17 protein-coding genes and 1 pseudogene are annotated in these 17572 nt (G+C 62.4%); 15 read left to right on the top strand and 3 right to left on the bottom strand.

What is annotated here, in order from left to right; all coding sequences use genetic code 11:
• Positions 1-567: 567 nt before the first annotated feature.
• The 15 genes from mnmG (at position 568) to glmS (ending at position 15545) form a co-directional block, all read left to right on the top strand.
• Positions 568-2460: a tRNA uridine-5-carboxymethylaminomethyl(34) synthesis enzyme MnmG gene (mnmG, locus tag LPW29_RS00830; RefSeq protein ID WP_238626429.1), complete on the top strand. Its 1893-nt coding sequence runs from the start codon at positions 568-570 to the stop codon at positions 2458-2460.
• 43 nt (positions 2461-2503) lie between these two features.
• The gene (rsmG, locus tag LPW29_RS00835; RefSeq protein WP_090252080.1) at positions 2504-3118 is read left to right on the top strand and encodes a 16S rRNA (guanine(527)-N(7))-methyltransferase RsmG; all 615 of its coding nucleotides are present in this window, start codon (positions 2504-2506) and stop codon (positions 3116-3118) included.
• A 3-nt stretch (positions 3119-3121) separates the two neighbouring features.
• Positions 3122-3922, top strand: a complete 801-nt coding sequence (locus tag LPW29_RS00840; RefSeq protein ID WP_090251936.1) for a ParA family protein — start codon at positions 3122-3124, stop codon at positions 3920-3922.
• 86 nt (positions 3923-4008) lie between these two features.
• Positions 4009-4872 (top strand): ParB/RepB/Spo0J family partition protein, encoded by an 864-nt coding sequence (locus LPW29_RS00845; RefSeq protein WP_238626430.1) that lies wholly within the window; start codon positions 4009-4011, stop codon positions 4870-4872.
• A gap of 135 nt (positions 4873-5007) precedes the next feature.
• Positions 5008-5409 (top strand): ATP synthase subunit I, encoded by a 402-nt coding sequence (locus LPW29_RS00850; protein WP_238626431.1) that lies wholly within the window; start codon positions 5008-5010, stop codon positions 5407-5409.
• A 15-nt stretch (positions 5410-5424) separates the two neighbouring features.
• The gene (gene atpB / locus LPW29_RS00855) at positions 5425-6198 is read left to right on the top strand and encodes a F0F1 ATP synthase subunit A (RefSeq protein WP_238626432.1); all 774 of its coding nucleotides are present in this window, start codon (positions 5425-5427) and stop codon (positions 6196-6198) included.
• Positions 6199-6292: 94 nt separating this feature from the next.
• Positions 6293-6562, top strand: a complete 270-nt coding sequence (gene atpE, locus LPW29_RS00860; protein ID WP_025283074.1) for a F0F1 ATP synthase subunit C — start codon at positions 6293-6295, stop codon at positions 6560-6562.
• 60 nt (positions 6563-6622) lie between these two features.
• Positions 6623-7093 carry a F0F1 ATP synthase subunit B gene (locus tag LPW29_RS00865; protein ID WP_238626433.1) on the top strand — a complete coding sequence of 157 codons (471 nt, stop codon included), beginning with the start codon at positions 6623-6625 and terminating at the stop codon, positions 7091-7093.
• 10 nt (positions 7094-7103) lie between these two features.
• Positions 7104-7640 (top strand): F0F1 ATP synthase subunit delta, encoded by a 537-nt coding sequence (locus tag LPW29_RS00870; RefSeq protein ID WP_238626434.1) that lies wholly within the window; start codon positions 7104-7106, stop codon positions 7638-7640.
• Positions 7641-7669: 29 nt separating this feature from the next.
• Positions 7670-9211, top strand: coding sequence for a F0F1 ATP synthase subunit alpha (atpA, locus tag LPW29_RS00875; protein ID WP_238626435.1), 1542 nt, complete (start codon positions 7670-7672; stop codon positions 9209-9211).
• Between the two features lie 14 nt (positions 9212-9225).
• The gene (gene atpG / locus LPW29_RS00880) at positions 9226-10086 is read left to right on the top strand and encodes a F0F1 ATP synthase subunit gamma (protein ID WP_238626436.1); all 861 of its coding nucleotides are present in this window, start codon (positions 9226-9228) and stop codon (positions 10084-10086) included.
• Between the two features lie 44 nt (positions 10087-10130).
• On the top strand, positions 10131-11513 hold the full coding sequence (gene atpD, locus LPW29_RS00885) for a F0F1 ATP synthase subunit beta (protein WP_238626437.1): 1383 nt from the start codon (positions 10131-10133) through the stop codon (positions 11511-11513).
• 12 nt (positions 11514-11525) lie between these two features.
• Complete coding sequence (locus LPW29_RS00890) at positions 11526-11957, top strand: F0F1 ATP synthase subunit epsilon (protein WP_238626438.1); 432 nt, start codon at positions 11526-11528, stop codon at positions 11955-11957.
• Between the two features lie 180 nt (positions 11958-12137).
• Positions 12138-13511 carry a bifunctional UDP-N-acetylglucosamine diphosphorylase/glucosamine-1-phosphate N-acetyltransferase GlmU gene (gene glmU / locus LPW29_RS00895; RefSeq protein ID WP_238626439.1) on the top strand — a complete coding sequence of 458 codons (1374 nt, stop codon included), beginning with the start codon at positions 12138-12140 and terminating at the stop codon, positions 13509-13511.
• Positions 13512-13712: 201 nt separating this feature from the next.
• Complete coding sequence (glmS, locus tag LPW29_RS00900; RefSeq protein WP_238626440.1) at positions 13713-15545, top strand: glutamine--fructose-6-phosphate transaminase (isomerizing); 1833 nt, start codon at positions 13713-13715, stop codon at positions 15543-15545.
• Positions 15546-16148: 603 nt separating this feature from the next.
• On the opposite strand, the gene LPW29_RS00905 is transcribed toward glmS, so the two are convergent.
• From LPW29_RS00905 to LPW29_RS15710, 3 genes and pseudogenes are all read right to left on the bottom strand, one after another.
• Positions 16149-16484: a type II toxin-antitoxin system PemK/MazF family toxin gene (locus LPW29_RS00905; protein WP_238626441.1), complete on the bottom strand. Its 336-nt coding sequence runs from the start codon at positions 16482-16484 to the stop codon at positions 16149-16151.
• Between the two features lie 32 nt (positions 16485-16516).
• Positions 16517-16771 carry an AbrB/MazE/SpoVT family DNA-binding domain-containing protein gene (locus tag LPW29_RS00910; RefSeq protein WP_238626442.1) on the bottom strand — a complete coding sequence of 85 codons (255 nt, stop codon included), beginning with the start codon at positions 16769-16771 and terminating at the stop codon, positions 16517-16519.
• Positions 16772-17307: 536 nt separating this feature from the next.
• Positions 17308-17382, bottom strand: a pseudogene (locus LPW29_RS15710) (FitA-like ribbon-helix-helix domain-containing protein); the annotation flags it as partial.
• Positions 17383-17572 lie beyond the last annotated feature (190 nt).

The raw sequence follows: 17572 nt of genomic DNA on the forward strand, positions 1-17572 counted from the left end.
CCCCCCCCCCCCCCCCCCCCCCCCCCCCCCCCCCCCCCCGCGGGGGGGGGGGGGGGGGGGCCCCCCCCCCCCAGGACCGGCACAGTGCCTACCCCACCCCCTCATCCCCGCCCCTTCTCCCCCAGGGGGGAGAAGGGAGTGTCTCAAGCGAACCCCGGTTCCTTCACGTTCAGGCCAGCGATTACCTACGAGCCATTCGGAGGGCACACCCAACGCGAAGCCACGAATGCATCCAAACCCCTTTGTGGAGGGTGAGCCTGTCCGCGGGTGTGCGCCGCATGGAAGCGGCGCCCAAGCCTACAGGGACGTATTCACGGCGTCCCGCGGACAGGCTCACCCTCCATAAAGGGGTTCCCTCCAATGCCAAGCCAAGGGAGCGATGCTCACCCGTAGCAACCGACACTGATACCCTGCCCATCTCTCCAAGTGGGGTTCTCCCCTATGCCAAACCAGGGGGGCAATGCCAAAAGGTGCCAACCGATGCCCAAACAACCCCCTCACGATCCCCCTGCAACCAACCCCTCAACCGGTTAAACTAACCCCATATCCCAACCCCGGCCCTCAACCATGCACTACCAGGCTCAATACGACGTCATCGTTGTCGGCGGCGGACATGCCGGGACCGAGGCAGCCCTGGCGGCCGCACGCATGGGCTGCAACACCCTGCTGCTCACCCACAACATCGACACCATCGGCCAGATGAGCTGCAACCCCGCCATCGGCGGCATCGGCAAAGGCCATTTGGTCAAGGAAATCGACGCCCTGGGCGGCCTCATGGCCCGGGCGGCTGACCGGGGCGGCATCCAGTTCCGCACCCTCAACAGCCGCAAGGGCCCCGCCGTACGCGCCACCCGGGCCCAGGCCGACCGCAGCCTCTACAAGGCCGCCGTGCGCCATGCCGTGGAAAACCAGCCCCACCTGCAACTCTTCCAGCAGGCCGTGGATGACCTCATCATCGAAGGCGAACGCGTCACCGGCGTCATCACCCAGGCCGGCCTGCACTTCATGGCCCCCTCAGTGGTGCTCACCGTAGGCACCTTCCTGGCTGGCCGCATCCACGTGGGCGAGGCCAACCACGCAGGAGGCCGCGCCGGCGATCCCCCCGCCACCCGCCTGGCCGAACGCCTGCGGGAACTGGCACCCCGGGTCGGACGCCTCAAGACCGGCACCCCGCCCCGCCTGGACGCCCGCAGCATCGACTTCAACCGGGTCAGCGAACAGCCCGGCGACACCCCCACACCCGTGTTCTCCTATATGGGGAGTGTCGCCGAGCACCCGCGCCAGATCAGCTGCCACATCAACTGGACCACACCACGCACCCTGGAGATCATCCGCGAGAACCTGCACCGTTCCCCCCTGTACAGCGGTCTGATCGAAGGGGTCGGCCCCCGCTACTGTCCCTCCATCGAGGACAAGGTGGTCCGCTTCGCCGACAAGGAACGCCACCAGATCTTCATCGAGCCCGAAGGCCTGGACACCCACGAGATCTATCCCAATGGCATCTCCACCAGCCTGCCGTTCGATGTGCAGGTCCAGGTGGTGCGCTCCATCGAAGGCTTCGAGCAGGCCCATATCACCCGGCCTGGCTATGCCATCGAATATGACTTCTTCGATCCCCGCGACCTCAAGCCCAGCCTGGAAACCCGGGCCGTGCCGGGGCTGTTCTTCGCGGGCCAGATCAACGGCACCACCGGCTACGAAGAGGCGGGTGCCCAGGGTCTGGTGGCCGGTATCAACGCCGCCCGGCGCGTGCAGGACCAGGACGCCTGGTGCCCGCGCCGGGACGAGGCCTACATCGGCGTGATGATCGACGACCTCATCACCCGCGGTACCGGTGAGCCCTATCGCATGTTCACCAGTCGCGCCGAGTACCGGCTCACCCTGCGTGAGGACAACGCCGATCTGCGACTCACCCCGGCGGGGCGTGAGCTGGGCGTGGTGGACGACGCACGCTGGGCAGCCTTCACCGCCAAGCGTGAGGCCATCGAGCGGGAAACTGCCCGGCTGGACAGTGTGATGCTCAAGCCTGGACGCGTGCCCGAGGATCAGGCACGGGCCCTGTTCGATGGGCCCCTGACCCGGAACTGCTCATTGCTGGAGCTTTTGCGCCGTCCCGGCGTTGGCTACGCCGAACTCACCGCCCTGCCGGATGCCGGGCCGCCGGTGGCTGACCCGCGGGTGGCCGAGCAGGTGGAGATCCAGGTCAAATACGCCGGCTATATCCAGCGCCAGAAGGACGACGTGGAACGCGCCCGTCGCCTGGAGGATGCCGGTTTGCCTGATCACCTGGACTACCACGCCGTGGCCGGTCTGTCCCATGAAGTACGCCAGAAACTGGCCGAACACCGTCCAGCCACCGTGGGGCAGGCGTCGCGTATCCCCGGTGTGACGCCGGCGGCCGTCTCCCTGCTGCTGGTGCACCTGAAGAAACAATCCATGAGTCTCAAGCGCAGTGCCTGATTCCACCCACCTGTCCGATGCCCCTCATCCCTTTCCGCCCCACGTGGGTGAGCGCCTGGCCCGGGGATTGGGCCAGCTGGGGCTCAACGCCGAACTGAAGGCGCCGCTGCTGGCCTACGTCTCCCTGCTCTCCCGCTGGAATAAGGCCTACAACCTCACCGCCGTGCGCGATCCTCGGGACATGGTCAATGTCCACCTGCTGGATTCGCTGGCCGCACTGCCCCATGTGCGGGGTCCGCGTATCCTGGATGTAGGGACCGGGCCGGGTCTGCCGGGCATCCCCCTGGCCCTGGCCAGGCCCGAGTGGCAGTTTGTGCTGCTGGACTCAGGGATCAAGAAGACCCGGTTTCTGCGTCAGGTGGCCATGGAGTTGGGTCTCGAGAACGTTGAAGTGGTCCATGCCCGGGTGGAAAACTACCGTATGGAGCAGGGCTTTGATACAGTCATCAGCCGCGCATTCTCCGCCACCGGCACATTCACGCGTGTGGCCGGCCACCTGTGCGGGCCCAGCGGGCAGTTGCTCGCCATGAAGGGCCGTGACGCCGACAACGACCCCGAAGGGCTGCCTGCCGGCTGGTCCGTGGTGGCGACCCATTCGCTCCGGGTGCCCGGCCTATCCGCCGTGCGCCACCTGGTCGAAATCACAAAGGATTCCTGAGACATGGTCAGAATCATCGCCGTGGCCAACCAGAAGGGTGGGGTCGGCAAGACCACTACCAGCATTAACCTGGCCGCCTCCCTGGCGGCTGCCCGGCGGCGCGTGCTCCTGATCGACCTGGACCCGCAGGGCAACGCCACCATGGGCAGTGGTGCCGACAAGTACGACCTGGAACACAGCGCCTGTGACGTACTCATGAAGCGCACCACGGCCGCCGACACCATCATGAAGATGGAGGCCGTGGGTTACAGTCTGATGCCCGCCAACAGCGACCTCACTGTGGCCGAGGTGAACCTGATGACTGCCCTGCGCCGGGAATACCGTCTGCAGGAGGCGCTGGCTGGCGTACAGGAAGACTACGACTTCATCATCATCGATTGTCCGCCCGCACTGAACATGCTGACCGTCAATGCCCTGGTGGCGGCCCATGGAGTCATCATCCCCATGCAGTGCGAGTATTACGCCCTGGAGGGGCTCTCGGCGCTGGTGCAGACCATCGACAGCATCCGTGAGTCGGTCAATCACGAACTGCAGATTCACGGTTTGTTGCGCACCATGTTCGATCCGCGCAATAACCTGTCCACCGAGGTGAGCGAACAGCTCACCCAGCACTTCGGGGAGCGGGTCTATCGCACCGTGATTCCGCGCAATATCCGTCTGGCGGAAGCGCCCAGTCATGGGCTGCCGGTCATCCTGTATGATAAGTCCTCCCGCGGCGCCCTGGCCTACCTGGCCCTGGCCGGCGAGATCCTGCGTCGCGAAGGTCGGGCCACAACACCTGAGAATGTCCCGGGCGTGGCCTGAGTCCATTCGCCGACCGCGACTGGGTTGCCCGTCCCGCGGCGCGCCCCATCCGCTTTGCAGCCCCTTACTTTCGGGTAAACAGCATCATGGCAAGAAGAAAATCGGGACTGGGTCGCGGCCTGGACGTGTTGCTTTCCAGCGCCAGCCAGGCCGGACATGAACGGGATGACCCTTCCGATCTGCGGCAGGTGCCGGTGGAGCAGATCCGCCGTGGGCGCTATCAGCCTCGTGTGAACATCCAGCCGGAGGCGCTTGAGGAGCTGGCCAGCTCCATCCGCGCCCAGGGCATGGTGCAGCCGGTGGTCATTCGGCCGGTGGGGGAGGGGTTTGAACTGGTGGCCGGTGAGCGTCGCTGGCGGGCCGCGCAGATGGTGGGTCTGCACGAGATCCCCGCCGTGGTGCGCGACGTGCCCGACCGGGCCGCCGCGGCCATGGCCCTGATCGAGAATATCCAGCGGGAAGACCTCAATCCCCTGGAAGAGGCCAATGCATTGCATCGTCTTATTGAGGAGTTCGGCCTCACGCACCAGCAGGCGGCAGACTCCGTGGGGCGTTCCCGCACCAGTGTCACCAACCTGCTGCGCTTGCAGGAACTGGAGGATCCGGTCAAGACCCTGGTGGACGAGGGGCGTCTGGAGATGGGGCACGCCCGGGCGCTGCTCACCCTGATGGGGTCGGTGCAGGTGGACGCCGCACGCCGCGTGGCCGAGAAGGGGCTGTCCGTGCGCGAGACCGAGCGTCTGGTGCAGTCCCTGCTCAATGCGCAGGAAAAGCCCCCCGAGACCGCCAAGCCCCCACGCAATCCGGACGTGGAGCGCCTGGAATCCGAGCTTTCCGACCGCCTCGGCGCGCGGGTGAATATCCAGTACAATACCCGCGGGCGAGGCAAGCTCGTCATCCAGTACAACAGCCTCGACGAGCTCGATGGCATCCTTGGCCACATTAATTGATGGGACATCAAACGTCGCGTTTGTCAATTCCAGCGTTGACCGCCCGTTAGTGGACTCTTATAATGCCGCGCTGCTGTCATCGGTGCGCGGTCTTCCGGAGCGCCGGAACAAAAAGGTGAATCACCGATCGACGACATGACCCACCACCCGCTCGCCCAGGCAAGACTCTGGAACCGGGCGACCAAGTTCATCCTTGGCCTGCAATTGCTGGTCGCGGCCCTGGGTTACCTGGGGGGATACTTGGCAGGCGGGCCGGAGACGGCGTGGGCGGCCCTGATGGGCGGCTTGATCAGTTTCATCTCGACAGCGTATTTTGCGTTCCGCGTCTTTTCTGGCCGCAGGGGGCGGCCGGCGAAAACCATCGTAAGAAGTTTCTATGCCGGGGAGACCCAGAAAATCTTCCTGACTGTGGCCCTGTTTGTGGTCGCAATCGTGTGGCTGGAGGTTGAGTTCCTGCCCATGTTTCTGACTTACATGGCCGGACTCATGGCCTTTTGGCTGGCCCTGCTGCCGGTGATGTCCGGCGCAAACGAGTAAAAGCGAGCGAACACCATGTCAATGGAATACGAGTCTGCTGGAGACTACATCAAGCACCACCTGAGTCATTTGACTCTGGGCAACCCGGAATCGTTCTGGTCGATCCACCTGGATACCATGTTCTTCTCCCTGGCCATGGGTGGTTTGTTCCTCTACATCTTCATGCAAGCCGCCAAATACGTCACACAAGGCGTGCCGGGCAACCTGCAGAATCTCGTGGAGATCATCGTAGGCTTCGTGGATCAACAGGTGAAGGACACCTTCCATGGTCGCAGCAATCTGATCGCGCCGCTGGCGCTGACCCTGTTCGTGTGGATCTTCCTCATGAACCTGCTCAAGCTGCTCCCCTATGATCTGATCCCCTATCTGGCCCATTCGGTGGGGATCGAGTACATGCGCATCAACCCCACCTCGGACATCAATGCCACCTTCGGCATGTCCCTGGCAGTGTTCGGTCTGATCATCTTCTACAGCATCCACATCAAGGGGGGCGTCGGTTTCGCCAAGGAAATGCTCCTTCACCCCTTCGGCAAATGGCTGATGCCCTTCAATCTGGTCCTCAAGGTGGTGGAAGAGATCGCCAAGCCGGTCTCGCTCTCACTGCGACTATTCGGCAATATGTATGCCGGTGGCCTGATCTTCACCCTGATCGCCCTGCTACCCTGGTACATCCAGTGGACGCTGGGGTTGCCCTGGTCGCTGTTCAAGTTGCTGATCATCACCTTGCAGGCGTTCATCTTCATGGTGCTCACCATCGTGTACCTGAGCATGGCCCACGAAGATCATTGACGAACGGCATCCCGGTCGCCGTTGGCGGCCCGGGATGGATTCACCCCAAGCTGTTCTTTGTAACCTTTGACTTTTAAACTTTCTGGAGGAAGTTATGGAACTCGCCATCGCTAACGTTCAGGGCATGACCGCCATTGCTGTCGGCCTGATTCTGGGTCTGGGCGCTCTTGGTACCGCCATCGGCTTCGGCCTGCTGGGTGGCCGTTTCCTGGAAGGCGCCGCGCGTCAGCCCGAGATGGTCCCCATGCTGCAGGTGAAGATGTTCATCGTTGCCGGTCTGCTGGATGCCGTGACCATGATCGGTGTGGGTCTGGCCCTGTTCTTCACCTTTGCTAACCCCTTCCTGGGCGCGGTGACCGGTTAAAGCGCGGATGTATTATCGCGCAGTCCACCCGATACAACCGTCTCTAGGGGAGGTAGCAACGTGAATATCAATCTCACGCTGCTCGGTCAGATGATCACCTTCGCCCTGTTGGTGTGGGTCACCATGAAGTATGTGTGGCCCCCCATCATCAAGGCGATGAAAGAGCGTCAGAAAGAGATCGCCGATGGCCTGGCGGCCGCCGAGCGCGGCAAGCATGAGCAGCAGCTTGCCGAAGAGAAGGCTAAAAAGGCCCTTCAGGAAGCGAAGCAGCAGGCTGCGGAGATCGTCGCCACAGCTCAGAAGCGCGCCAACGAAATCGTTGAATCCTCCAAGGATACCGCTCGCCAGGAAGCCGACCGCATCAAGGAATCCGCTCAATCCGAGATCGAGCAGGAGGTCAATCGTGCCCGCGAGGAACTGCGCAAGCAGGTGGGTACGCTGGCGGTCACCGGTGCCGAGCGAATCCTGAAAAAGGAAGTCGACGCCAAAGCCCACAATCAGGTGATCAAAGACCTGGTGAGCCAGATCTAGGTGAGCCGCCATGTCTGAGAAAACCACGGCCGCAAGGCCCTACGCCAAGGCGGCGTTCGAGGTCGCAAAGGACGCCGGCAATCTGGCCGGCTGGTCCGATCAACTCGCTTTCATGTCCGCGGTCGCCAGCGACGCGAAGATGAACGAGTTCCTCGATAGCCCCAAAATCACCCGCGAGACGATGGCCAAGGCCTTCCTCGAGACCTGCGAAGGCAAGGTGGACGATGGTGGACGCAACTTCATACGCCTCCTGGCGGAGAATGACCGTTTGCCGCTGCTGCCCGAGATCGCCTGGCTCTTCGAGACCATGAAGGCGGAAGCAGAACGCAAGGTGGAAGCCACGGTGTTCTCCGCGCAGGATGTGGATGCGGATCAGAAAAAGTCGATTGCCGACGCGCTGAAAAAGCGCCTCGGGCGTGACGTGGATCTGGTCTGCAAGGTGGACGACAGCCTCATCGGCGGCGCCATCATCCGCGCGGGAGACCTGGTCATCGATGGCTCGGTCCGAGGGCGCCTGTCGCGCCTGGCCAGTAGTCTGAGCCGCTAAGAGGATTCGAGCTAAGAGGATTTCGAACTATGCAACTCAACCCGTCTGAAATCAGTGAACTGATCAGCCAGCGTATCAAAAGCTACGAATCGGCGGCCGAGGCGCGCACCGAGGGCACCGTGGTCAGTCTGTCCGATGGTATCTGCCGACTGCACGGTCTGGCCGATGTCATGCAGGGCGAAATGATCGAATTCCCCGGCGACACCTATGGCCTGGCGCTCAACCTTGAGCGTGATTCCGTGGGCTCCGTGATCCTGGGTGATTACAAGCACATCACGGAAGGCGACACCGCCAAGTGCACCGGTCGCATCCTGGAAGTGCCGGTAGGCGAGGCCCTGCTGGGTCGCGTGGTGAACTCCCTGGGTATGCCGGTGGATGGCAAGGGCAGCATCGAATCCGATGGGACGGCCCCCATCGAGAAGATTGCCCCGGGCGTGATCGAACGCCAGTCCGTGGATCAGCCGGTGCAGACCGGTCTGAAGGCTGTGGACGCCATGGTGCCGGTGGGTCGCGGCCAGCGTGAGCTGATCATCGGCGACCGCCAGACCGGCAAGACTGCCGTGGCCGTGGATGCCATCATCAATCAGAAGGGCACCGGCATTAAGTGCATCTACGTGGCAGTGGGGCAGAAGGCCTCTTCCATTGCCAGCGTGGTGCGCAAGCTGGAAGAGCATGGCGCGATGGAGCACACCATCATCGTCGCTGCCACTGCGTCCGAATCTGCCGCGATGCAGTACATTGCTCCGTACGCCGGTTGCGCCATGGGTGAGTACTTCCGTGACCGGGGTGAAGATGCCCTGATCATCTATGACGACCTCACCAAGCAGGCCTGGGCCTATCGCCAGGTCTCCCTGTTGCTGCGTCGTCCGCCGGGTCGTGAAGCCTATCCCGGTGACGTGTTCTACCTGCACTCCCGCCTGCTGGAGCGTGCTTCCCGCGTGAACGCTGAATACGTGGAGAAGTTCACCAACGGCAAGGTGAAGGGCAAGACTGGTTCGCTGACCGCTCTGCCCATCATCGAGACCCAGGCCGGTGACGTGTCTGCCTTCGTGCCGACCAACGTGATCTCCATCACCGACGGTCAGATCTTCCTGGAAACGGACCTGTTCAACGCAGGTATCCGGCCGGCCATCAACGCGGGCCTGTCCGTGTCGCGTGTGGGTGGCTCGGCCCAGACCAAGATCATCAAGAAGCTGGGTGGCGGCGTGCGTCTGGCACTGGCGCAGTATCGTGAGCTGGCGGCCTTCTCGCAGTTTGCTTCCGACCTGGACGAAGCCACCCGCAAGCAGCTGGAACGCGGTCAGCGCGTCATGGAACTCATGAAGCAGAAGCAGTATGCGCCGCTGTCCATCGGTGAGATGGCCTTCTCGCTGTTCGCTGCCGAGGAAGGCTATCTGGACGACGTGGAAGACAAGAAGGTCGTGGACTTTGAACACGCTCTGCATGATTACCTGCGCTCGAGCCAGAAGGAACTCCTGGACAAGATCAACGAGACGGGTGATTTCGGTGACGACATCAAGTCCGGCATGAAGGCCGCCCTTGATGAGTTCAAGGCAAATCACAGCTGGTAATCGGGGGCTGACTTATGGCAGGCGCAAAAGAGATCCGCGGCCAGATCAAGAGTATCAAGAATACTCAGAAGATCACCAAAGCCATGGAAATGGTGGCCGCCAGCAAGATGCGCAGGGCGCAGGACCGCATGCTGGAAACTCGCCCCTACGCGGAAAAGATCCGGCAGGTCATCGGCCACGTGGCCATGGCGAACGCAGAGTACCGGCATCCGTATCTGGAAGAGCGGGACGTCAAGCGGGTGGGCATCATTGTGGTGTCCACCGACCGGGGGCTGTGCGGTGGTCTGAACATCAACCTGTTCAAGAAGACCGTGCAGCAGATGCGCGAGTGGCAGGAACAGGACGTGGAGATCGATTTGTGCCTGATCGGCAGCAAGGCCCTCGGGTTCTTCCGTCGCATGGGTGGCAATGTGGTGGCCAATACGGCCAACCTGGGCGACAAGCCCCGTCTCAATGACCTGATCGGCACCATCAAGGTGATGCTCGAGGCCTATGACGAGGGCCGGATCGACCGGCTATTGCTGGTGGAGAACGAGTTTGTCAACACCATGAGCCAGAAGCCCAAGGTCACGACCCTGCTGCCCATCGAGCCCGCCGGCGAGGACGAGCTCAAGCATCACTGGGACTACATCTACGAGCCGGATACCGTGCCCGTGCTGGACACCCTGCTGACCCGTTACATCGAGTCCGTAATCTACCAGGCGGTGGTCGAAAACGTGGCCTGTGAAATGGCAGCCCGGATGGTGGCGATGAAGTCGGCCACCGACAACGCCGGGGATCTCATCGATGAGCTGCAACTGGTGTACAACAAGGCACGCCAGGCAGCCATCACCCAGGAGATCTCCGAGATCGTCGGCGGCGCCGCTGCGGTTTGAGGCCGACCCCGGTTCAAGATTCGAAAGACTAGAGGATTATCAACATGAGTGCTGGAAACATCGTTGAAATTATCGGCGCGGTGGTGGACGTAGAGTTCCCCCGTGACGCCGTGCCCAAGATCTACGATGCCCTCATGGTGGAAGAGGTCGGCCTCACCCTGGAAGTTCAGCAGCAGCTGGGTGACGGTGTGGTGCGGACCATCGCCATGGGTACTACCGACGGCCTGCGCCGTGGCATCAACGTCTCCAACACCGGCAAGGCCATCACCGTGCCGGTGGGCAAGGGCACCCTGGGCCGGATCATGGACGTGCTGGGCAAGCCGGTGGACAACGCCGGCGACGTGAAGGCGGAGGACTCCTGGTCCATCCACCGTGCGGCGCCCAGCTACGAAGAACAGGCCGGTTCCACCGACCTGCTGGAGACCGGCATCAAGGTGATCGACCTGCTTTGCCCGTTTGCCAAGGGTGGCAAGGTGGGTCTGTTCGGCGGTGCCGGCGTGGGCAAGACCGTGAACATGATGGAGCTGATCCGCAACATCGCCATCGAACACTCCGGTTACTCCGTGTTCGCCGGTGTGGGGGAGCGTACCCGTGAGGGTAACGACTTCTACCACGAGATGAAGGACTCCAACGTGCTGGACAAGGTGGCCTTGGTCTATGGCCAGATGAATGAGCCTCCGGGCAACCGTCTGCGCGTGGCACTGACCGGTCTGACCATGGCGGAATACTTCCGTGACGAAGGCCGTGACGTGCTGATGTTCATCGACAACATCTACCGTTACACCCTGGCCGGTACCGAGGTGTCCGCACTGCTGGGCCGTATGCCCTCCGCAGTGGGTTACCAGCCCACCCTGGCTGAGGAAATGGGTGTTCTTCAGGAGCGTATCACCTCCACCAAGAAGGGCTCCATCACCTCCATCCAGGCCGTGTACGTGCCTGCGGACGACCTGACTGACCCATCCCCGGCCACCACCTTTGCTCACCTGGATGCCACGGTGGTGCTGTCCCGTCAGATCGCCGAGCTGGGCATCTATCCGGCAGTGGATCCCCTGGACTCCACCAGCCGTCAGCTGGACCCGCTGATCATCGGTCAAGAGCACTACGACACTGCCCGTGCCGTGCAGAACACCCTGCAGCGCTACAAGGAACTGAAGGACATCATTGCCATCCTGGGTATGGATGAGTTGTCCGAGGAAGACAAGCAGGTGGTGTCCCGGGCGCGTAAGATCCAGCGCTTCCTTTCCCAGCCCTTCTTCGTGGCAGAAGTGTTCACCGGCGCGCCCGGCAAATATGTGTCCCTCAAGGACACCATCAATGGCTTCCAGGCCATCGTCGACGGCGAGTACGATCACCTCCCGGAGCAGGCCTTCTACATGGTGGGCAGCATCGAAGAGGCCGTCGAGAAGGCGGAGAAGCTCAACAAGTAAGCGGGGGCAACCATGTCCATGACGTTTCACGTCGATATTGTGAGCGCGGAGGAGTCCATCTACTCCGGTACGGCTCACATGCTGGTGGCGCCGGCAGAGCATGGCGAGGTGGGTATCATGCCTCGTCACTCCCAGTACATCTCGCTGCTCAAGCCGGGCGAGATCCGGGTAAAGGTGTCGGACTCCGGTGAGGAGCACAACATCTTCATCTCCGGGGGTGTGCTGGAGGTGCAGCCCCATGTGGTAACCGTGTTGGCGGATACCGCCATCCGGGCCAAGGATCTGGACGAAGCGGAGGCCCTGGAGGCCAAGCAGCGTGCCGAGGATGCCCTGGCCAACCGCAGGGCGGACTTCGACTACGCCAAGGCCCAGTCGGAGCTCATCGAGGCGGCAGCACGCCTGCGCATGATCCAGAAGCTGCGTAACAGCGGTAACAATCAGTAAGGCCGGACGGGCACCGTTCCCGTTCGTGACAAAGGCCCCTTGCCCGCCTGGGAGAGGGGCCTTTTGTCGTTCTGCGTCAGGCATGGGACGAGGCAGTCGGGGCCCTGTCGGTTCCCCCGCCGCGTTCCATTCCGGTAGACTTTCCCACTTCATTGGAATATAGATCGGGAAGGCCCCCAAGTGAGCAACCCAACCACCGTCATCATCCTCGCCGCTGGCCAGGGTACGCGCATGCGCTCAGCCCTGCCCAAGGTTCTGCACCCTCTGGCTGGACAGCCCTTGCTGGCGCATGTCATCCACACCGCACAGGGGTTGATGCCCGAGCGGATTGTTGTCGTCTATGGTCATGGGGGCGATCAGGTGCGTCAGGCCATGGCAGATGCCCCGGTCACCTGGGTGGAGCAGGTCGAGCAACTGGGCACGGGGCATGCGGTGGCTCAGGCCCTGCCTGAGGCCGGGCAGGACGATCGTGTTCTGGTTCTCTATGGGGATGTACCCCTGGTGGCCCAGGATAGCCTGGCTCGGCTGCTTCAGGGCCTGGATGACCATGAACTGGCCGTGCAGACCATGATGCTGGAAGATCCCACAGGCTACGGACGCATCCTGCGCGACGCCAAGGGGCAACCGGCACGCATTGTTGAACAAAAGGACGCCACAGCCGATGAGCTTGCCATTCGCGAGGTGAACACCGGTTTCATGGCCGCCCATCGCCAACGGCTGGAAGACTGGCTGGGCCGGGTGGACCGCAACAATGCCCAGGGCGAATATTATCTCACCGACTGCATCTCACTGGCTGCCGGGGATGGTGCCCGGGTGGCGGCGGTGGTGGCCGATGATCCCGAACAGTTCCAGGGCGTCAACGATCGGCTTCAACTGGCGACCCTGGAACGTGCCTATCAGCGTCGCCAGGCGGAAATCCTGATGCGCGCCGGCGTCTCGGTGCGTGATCCGGCGCGTCTGGATGTCCGTGGTACGGTCACGGCTGGGCAGGATGTCGTCCTGGATGTGAATGTGATCCTGGAAGGTCAGGTCACCCTGGCCGAGTGCGTTCAGGTGGGTGCCCATTGCGTGCTGCGCAATGTGATGGTGGGTCCGGGCACCGTGATCCAGCCCCATTGTATCCTTGAGGACGCAACCATCGGCCCCGACGCTCGTATCGGGCCCTTCGCGCGCATTCGTCCGGGTACGGATCTGGCGGCCGGCGTGCACGTGGGTAATTTTGTCGAGATCAAGAAAAGCCAGGTGGGCGAGGGATCCAAGGTGAATCACCTGAGCTATGTGGGCGACAGCCAGATAGGCCGAGGTGTGAACGTGGGCGCCGGGACCATCACCTGCAATTACGATGGCGCCAACAAGCACCTGACCGTGATCGGCGACGGCGCCTTCATCGGCTCCAACACCGCCCTGGTGGCCCCGGTCACGGTGGGCGAGGGCGCCACCATCGGTGCCGGTTCCACCATCAACGCCGATGCCCCGGCAGGGCAACTCACGCTGACCCGCGCGCCGCTGGAAACCCGCGCGGACTGGCAGCGACCGACGAAGAAGGGCGGTTGAGGGACTTGGGGTGCCATACGGGCCCTCACCCCAACCCCTCTCCCGCTGGCGGGAGAGGGGCTCAATACCCCTCTACCCCAGGGCACAGGGGCTACAGCTCCCTTCTCCCCTCGGGGGAGAAGGGCCGGGGATGAGGGGCGCGGCGGGCACGAAGCCCCGGCCCAGATACTCGCCCTCATGACATAAACAAAAGGATTCACCATGTGCGGAATCATCGGCGCCATCGCCCAACGTGACGTCCAACCCATCCTCATCGAAGGCCTCAGGCGCCTGGAGTACCGGGGCTACGACTCTGCCGGCATGGTCATCATGGACGCTCAGGGTCGCCTGCAGCGGGAACGCTCCGTGGGCAAGGTGGAAGCCCTGGCGCAGCGGGTGGCCGGCAGTGGCCTCACCGGCACCCTCGGCATCGCCCACACCCGCTGGGCGACCCATGGTGGCCCCACCGAGCGCAACGCCCATCCCCACCTGAGCGGCGAGCGCATTGCCGTGGTCCACAACGGGATCATCGAAAACTACCAGGCCCTTCGGGACGATCTCAAGGCTCGGGGCTTTGAATTCACCTCCGACACCGACACCGAAGTCATCGCCCACCAGATCATGGACTACTGCCAGCAGGGTCATGATCTTCTGGAGGCGGTGCGGCGGGCCACGGCGCATTTCAGTGGCGCCTACGCCCTGGGTGTCATGAGCCGGGACGAGCCCGGTCGCCTGATCGCCGTGCGCGAGGGCAGTCCATTGATCATCGGACTGGGCATCGGCGAGCATTTCATCGCCTCGGACATCCAGGCCATGCTGCCGGTCACGCAGCGCTTCGTGTACCTGGAGAACGGCGACATCGCCGAGCTGCGACGGGACGGCTATCGAGTCCTGGACGCGCAGGGCCACACCGTGGAACGGCCGGTGACCGAGAGTTCGCTCACGGCCGGGGCCGCCGATCGCGGCCGCTTCCGCCATTTCATGCTCAAGGAGATCCACGAACAGCCCCGCGCGGTGGCCGAGACCCTGGAGGGCCGCCTGGCCCCGGATGGTGTGCTGGAAGGCATCATGGGCCCCGGCTCCGAGGAGATCCTGGCGCGGGTGAAGTCGGTGCAGATCCTCGCCTGCGGCACCAGCTACCATGCCGGCCTGGTGGCCGGTTACTGGATCGAGGGCCTGCTGGGGCTGCCCTGCCGGGTGGAGGTGGCCAGTGAATTCCGCTACCGGCGCCATGCCGTGCTCCCCGACTGCCTGCTGGTGACCATCTCCCAGTCCGGCGAGACCGCCGACTCCCTGGCGGCCCTGCGTCAGGCCAGCGAGGATGACTACCTGGGCTCACTGGCCATCTGCAACGTGCCGGAGAGCTCCCTGGTGCGTGAGTCCGACATGGTGCTCATGACCCATGCCGGCCCCGAGATCGGCGTGGCCTCCACCAAGGCCTTCACCACCCAGCTGGTGGCCCTGTTCCTGCTCGTCCTCTCCCTGGGTCGCCACCATGGCCTGTCGTCTGCCCGGGCACAGGCCTTCGTGGAGCAGCTGCGCGCCCTGCCTGCCGCCCTGGAAAAGGTGCTGGCCCTGGATAAGCCCATCGAGCGCCTGGCCATGGGCCTGGCCGACAAGCATCACGCCCTGTTCCTGGGGCGTGGCTGCCATTACCCCATTGCCCTGGAAGGCGCCCTCAAGCTCAAGGAGATCTCCTACATCCACGCCGAGGCCTACCCCGCCGGGGAACTCAAACACGGCCCTCTGGCCCTGGTGGACGCCGACATGCCCGTGGTGGTGGTGGCCCCCAACAATCATCTGCTGGAAAAGCTCAAATCCAACCTGGAAGAGGTGAGGGCCCGCGGCGGACACCTGATGGTCTTCACCGACGATGTGGCCGCCCTGGGCAGCGACGACTCCATCCAGAGCCTGGCCGTCCCCCCCGTGGACGACTGGCTCTCCGCCATCATCCATACCGTGCCCCTGCAACTGCTCTCCTACCACACCGCCATCCTCAAGGGCACCGACGTGGACCAGCCCCGCAACCTGGCCAAGTCGGTGACGGTGGAGTAGGGCGATGCTAGGCCCGCTGCAGTGGGTATGGAGCCAAACGCCAGATACATGATGATTGCTGTCATGTGCTTTGCTGCCTAATTTCTGACTAAAAATTGGCTCAGCCTTTGCGGGCGGTATTCCAAATATCGCTTCGATAGGATGGTGTTGTCATTTACTAGGGCGAGATCCGCCCATCACGAAGATAAAGCTAGGAATATAGGGTGTGGCGATGGATCAAGATACGCACGTAACACAATCTAGATCTGTTCAGGCGCTTGAAAATCTACGCATGAGGTTGCTGGATTTGACCGCGCGTAATCGGCTAATCAACTATCGCCACAACAAAGCTAGCACTGCCCTTTACCCACAAGTGTCGCAGACCAGTTACTTTTGCCGAGCATGATCATTCGATTCCATCCCGCAAGGCATAGGCAAAGCTCATGCTGGTGAGCTTGGTGTAGCCATGCCAGATGAGTTGACGGACTTGGCAATATCAACCCCGACGCGGATAATGTTCATGTGGACTTCTCCTCATCTTCATGATGGTTGACAGTTCACTCACCATTTTGGCACATAGATGCCGGTTAGGTGAGGAGGAGTCCATCCCATTGCTTACGAGCTTCAAGCCAACTGAATAACCTGATTCAGCAGTGCCAGTACTTCGGCGAAGCGGGCGTCGGTGATTTTTTTCATCGGGTGTGGCGCTCCGCCGCGCAGACGCCAGTCAAAAGATTTGGGTTGGTGACAGGGCACGTAGCTGGGTTTTCCGGCCTTGCGCCCGCTTGCTACCCCTACGTTAATGGCAAAAGGGTTGTCGGCGTTGTACTCGGCGGTGGTCATGGGCAGGCCGATCACCAGCGAGGTGCGTTTGTTGAAGGCTTGGGGGGACAACACCAAAAATGGGTGCACGTCGCGCATTTCCTGCCCGCGCTGGGGGTTGCAGTCAATCCAGATCACATCTTGGCGCTCTGGTATCCAGGCGCTGCGCTTTACCACTTTTCGGCGCCCAGGTTGTCGCTGGTTTGCATGGCTTCGCCGCCGTGACGTTCTGGATCAAAGCGGGCCAGGCGTTGTTCCAGCGTGAGGGGCTCATCGTGCAAAGGGGTGATAATGACGCGCTCCCCTTCCACAGTAATACGCACGCGCTGGTCAGCGTGCAGATGCGCGGCACGAGCCACAGCTGCGGGCAAGCGCACACCAAGATTGTTGCCCCAGTGTTTGATGTCGAGCACGGTTTCAGTCATGACGGATTCCAGTCAAATGTTTATACAAAGTTTAAACATCGTTATGACTGTTGGCAAGCGGTAACGACAAGTCTCGTCTATAACAGCTTCAGTTTAGAGGGTGTGGCCGGGTGGCCACTCAAACAACCTGAGTATTCCACGCCCATTCGGCCACCTTCAGGGCAGGAGGCGACGCAGGACATCCATCGTTAGGATCGGCCCCTTTTCCGGAGCGAAAGGGGTCCAGATGGGGCGTGCGCTGGGCGGAAAAGAGCGGACCGAACACCGCCGGGCTTATCCGCCACATTCTCAACCGTCGCGCCCATCCCCAGCAGGGCTTCCGGTCTTGCCTCGGCATCCTGCGCCTGGGCGAGCAGTACGGCAGCGATCGTCGAGCGCCCGGCGCGAGCAAACCCAAAGGATGCCAGTTCTATATCGGTCAGCTTGGCCGTGCGGCCAATGTCTGCCAACAGAGAACCCAGCCGGATGCGCCCTTCGGGTGCTACAGTGGCTTCCAGGATTTCGCGGACCTCCGCTTCCATGCTGTGCCCGCGCAAGGCTGCACGGACACGCAGGGCGCGATGCACCTCGTCGGGCAGGTTGCGTACTGTGAGCATGGCCATAGCCTGCATTTTCCATTGCCTTCAATGCAGTCACTGTATGGCAATGCATGCGGCATGGCGGCAGAAAGTCTGCCGGGATGCATCCTGTATCGTCGTACCTGGTCTTTGATCAAGGATGCTGGAGTAGGTCTCGATCTGGAAAATCTGGGAGGTGCGTTTGGTGGCTGTCTTGCTACTTGGACCGGGGGCAGGCCTTTAG

Origin of the sequence: Ectothiorhodospira sp. 9100 (genome assembly GCF_022227565.1) — a bacterium.
GTDB lineage: Bacteria > Pseudomonadota > Gammaproteobacteria > Ectothiorhodospirales > Ectothiorhodospiraceae > Ectothiorhodospira > Ectothiorhodospira marina.

Coding starts and splice junctions, on each gene's coding strand:
- LPW29_RS00840 (WP_090251936.1), top strand. CDS start 3,122: ATGGTCAGAATCATCGCCGTGGCCAACCAGAAGGGTGGGGTCGGCAAG.
- LPW29_RS00850 (WP_238626431.1), top strand. CDS start 5,008: ATGACCCACCACCCGCTCGCCCAGGCAAGACTCTGGAACCGGGCGACC.
- atpB (WP_238626432.1), top strand. CDS start 5,425: ATGTCAATGGAATACGAGTCTGCTGGAGACTACATCAAGCACCACCTG.
- LPW29_RS00910 (WP_238626442.1), bottom strand. CDS start 16,771: ATGACTGAAACCGTGCTCGACATCAAACACTGGGGCAACAATCTTGGT.
- glmS (WP_238626440.1), top strand. CDS start 13,713: ATGTGCGGAATCATCGGCGCCATCGCCCAACGTGACGTCCAACCCATC.
- atpG (WP_238626436.1), top strand. CDS start 9,226: ATGGCAGGCGCAAAAGAGATCCGCGGCCAGATCAAGAGTATCAAGAAT.
- LPW29_RS00890 (WP_238626438.1), top strand. CDS start 11,526: ATGTCCATGACGTTTCACGTCGATATTGTGAGCGCGGAGGAGTCCATC.
- mnmG (WP_238626429.1), top strand. CDS start 568: ATGCACTACCAGGCTCAATACGACGTCATCGTTGTCGGCGGCGGACAT.
- atpE (WP_025283074.1), top strand. CDS start 6,293: ATGGAACTCGCCATCGCTAACGTTCAGGGCATGACCGCCATTGCTGTC.
- LPW29_RS00870 (WP_238626434.1), top strand. CDS start 7,104: ATGTCTGAGAAAACCACGGCCGCAAGGCCCTACGCCAAGGCGGCGTTC.
- atpD (WP_238626437.1), top strand. CDS start 10,131: ATGAGTGCTGGAAACATCGTTGAAATTATCGGCGCGGTGGTGGACGTA.
- atpA (WP_238626435.1), top strand. CDS start 7,670: ATGCAACTCAACCCGTCTGAAATCAGTGAACTGATCAGCCAGCGTATC.
- LPW29_RS00845 (WP_238626430.1), top strand. CDS start 4,009: ATGGCAAGAAGAAAATCGGGACTGGGTCGCGGCCTGGACGTGTTGCTT.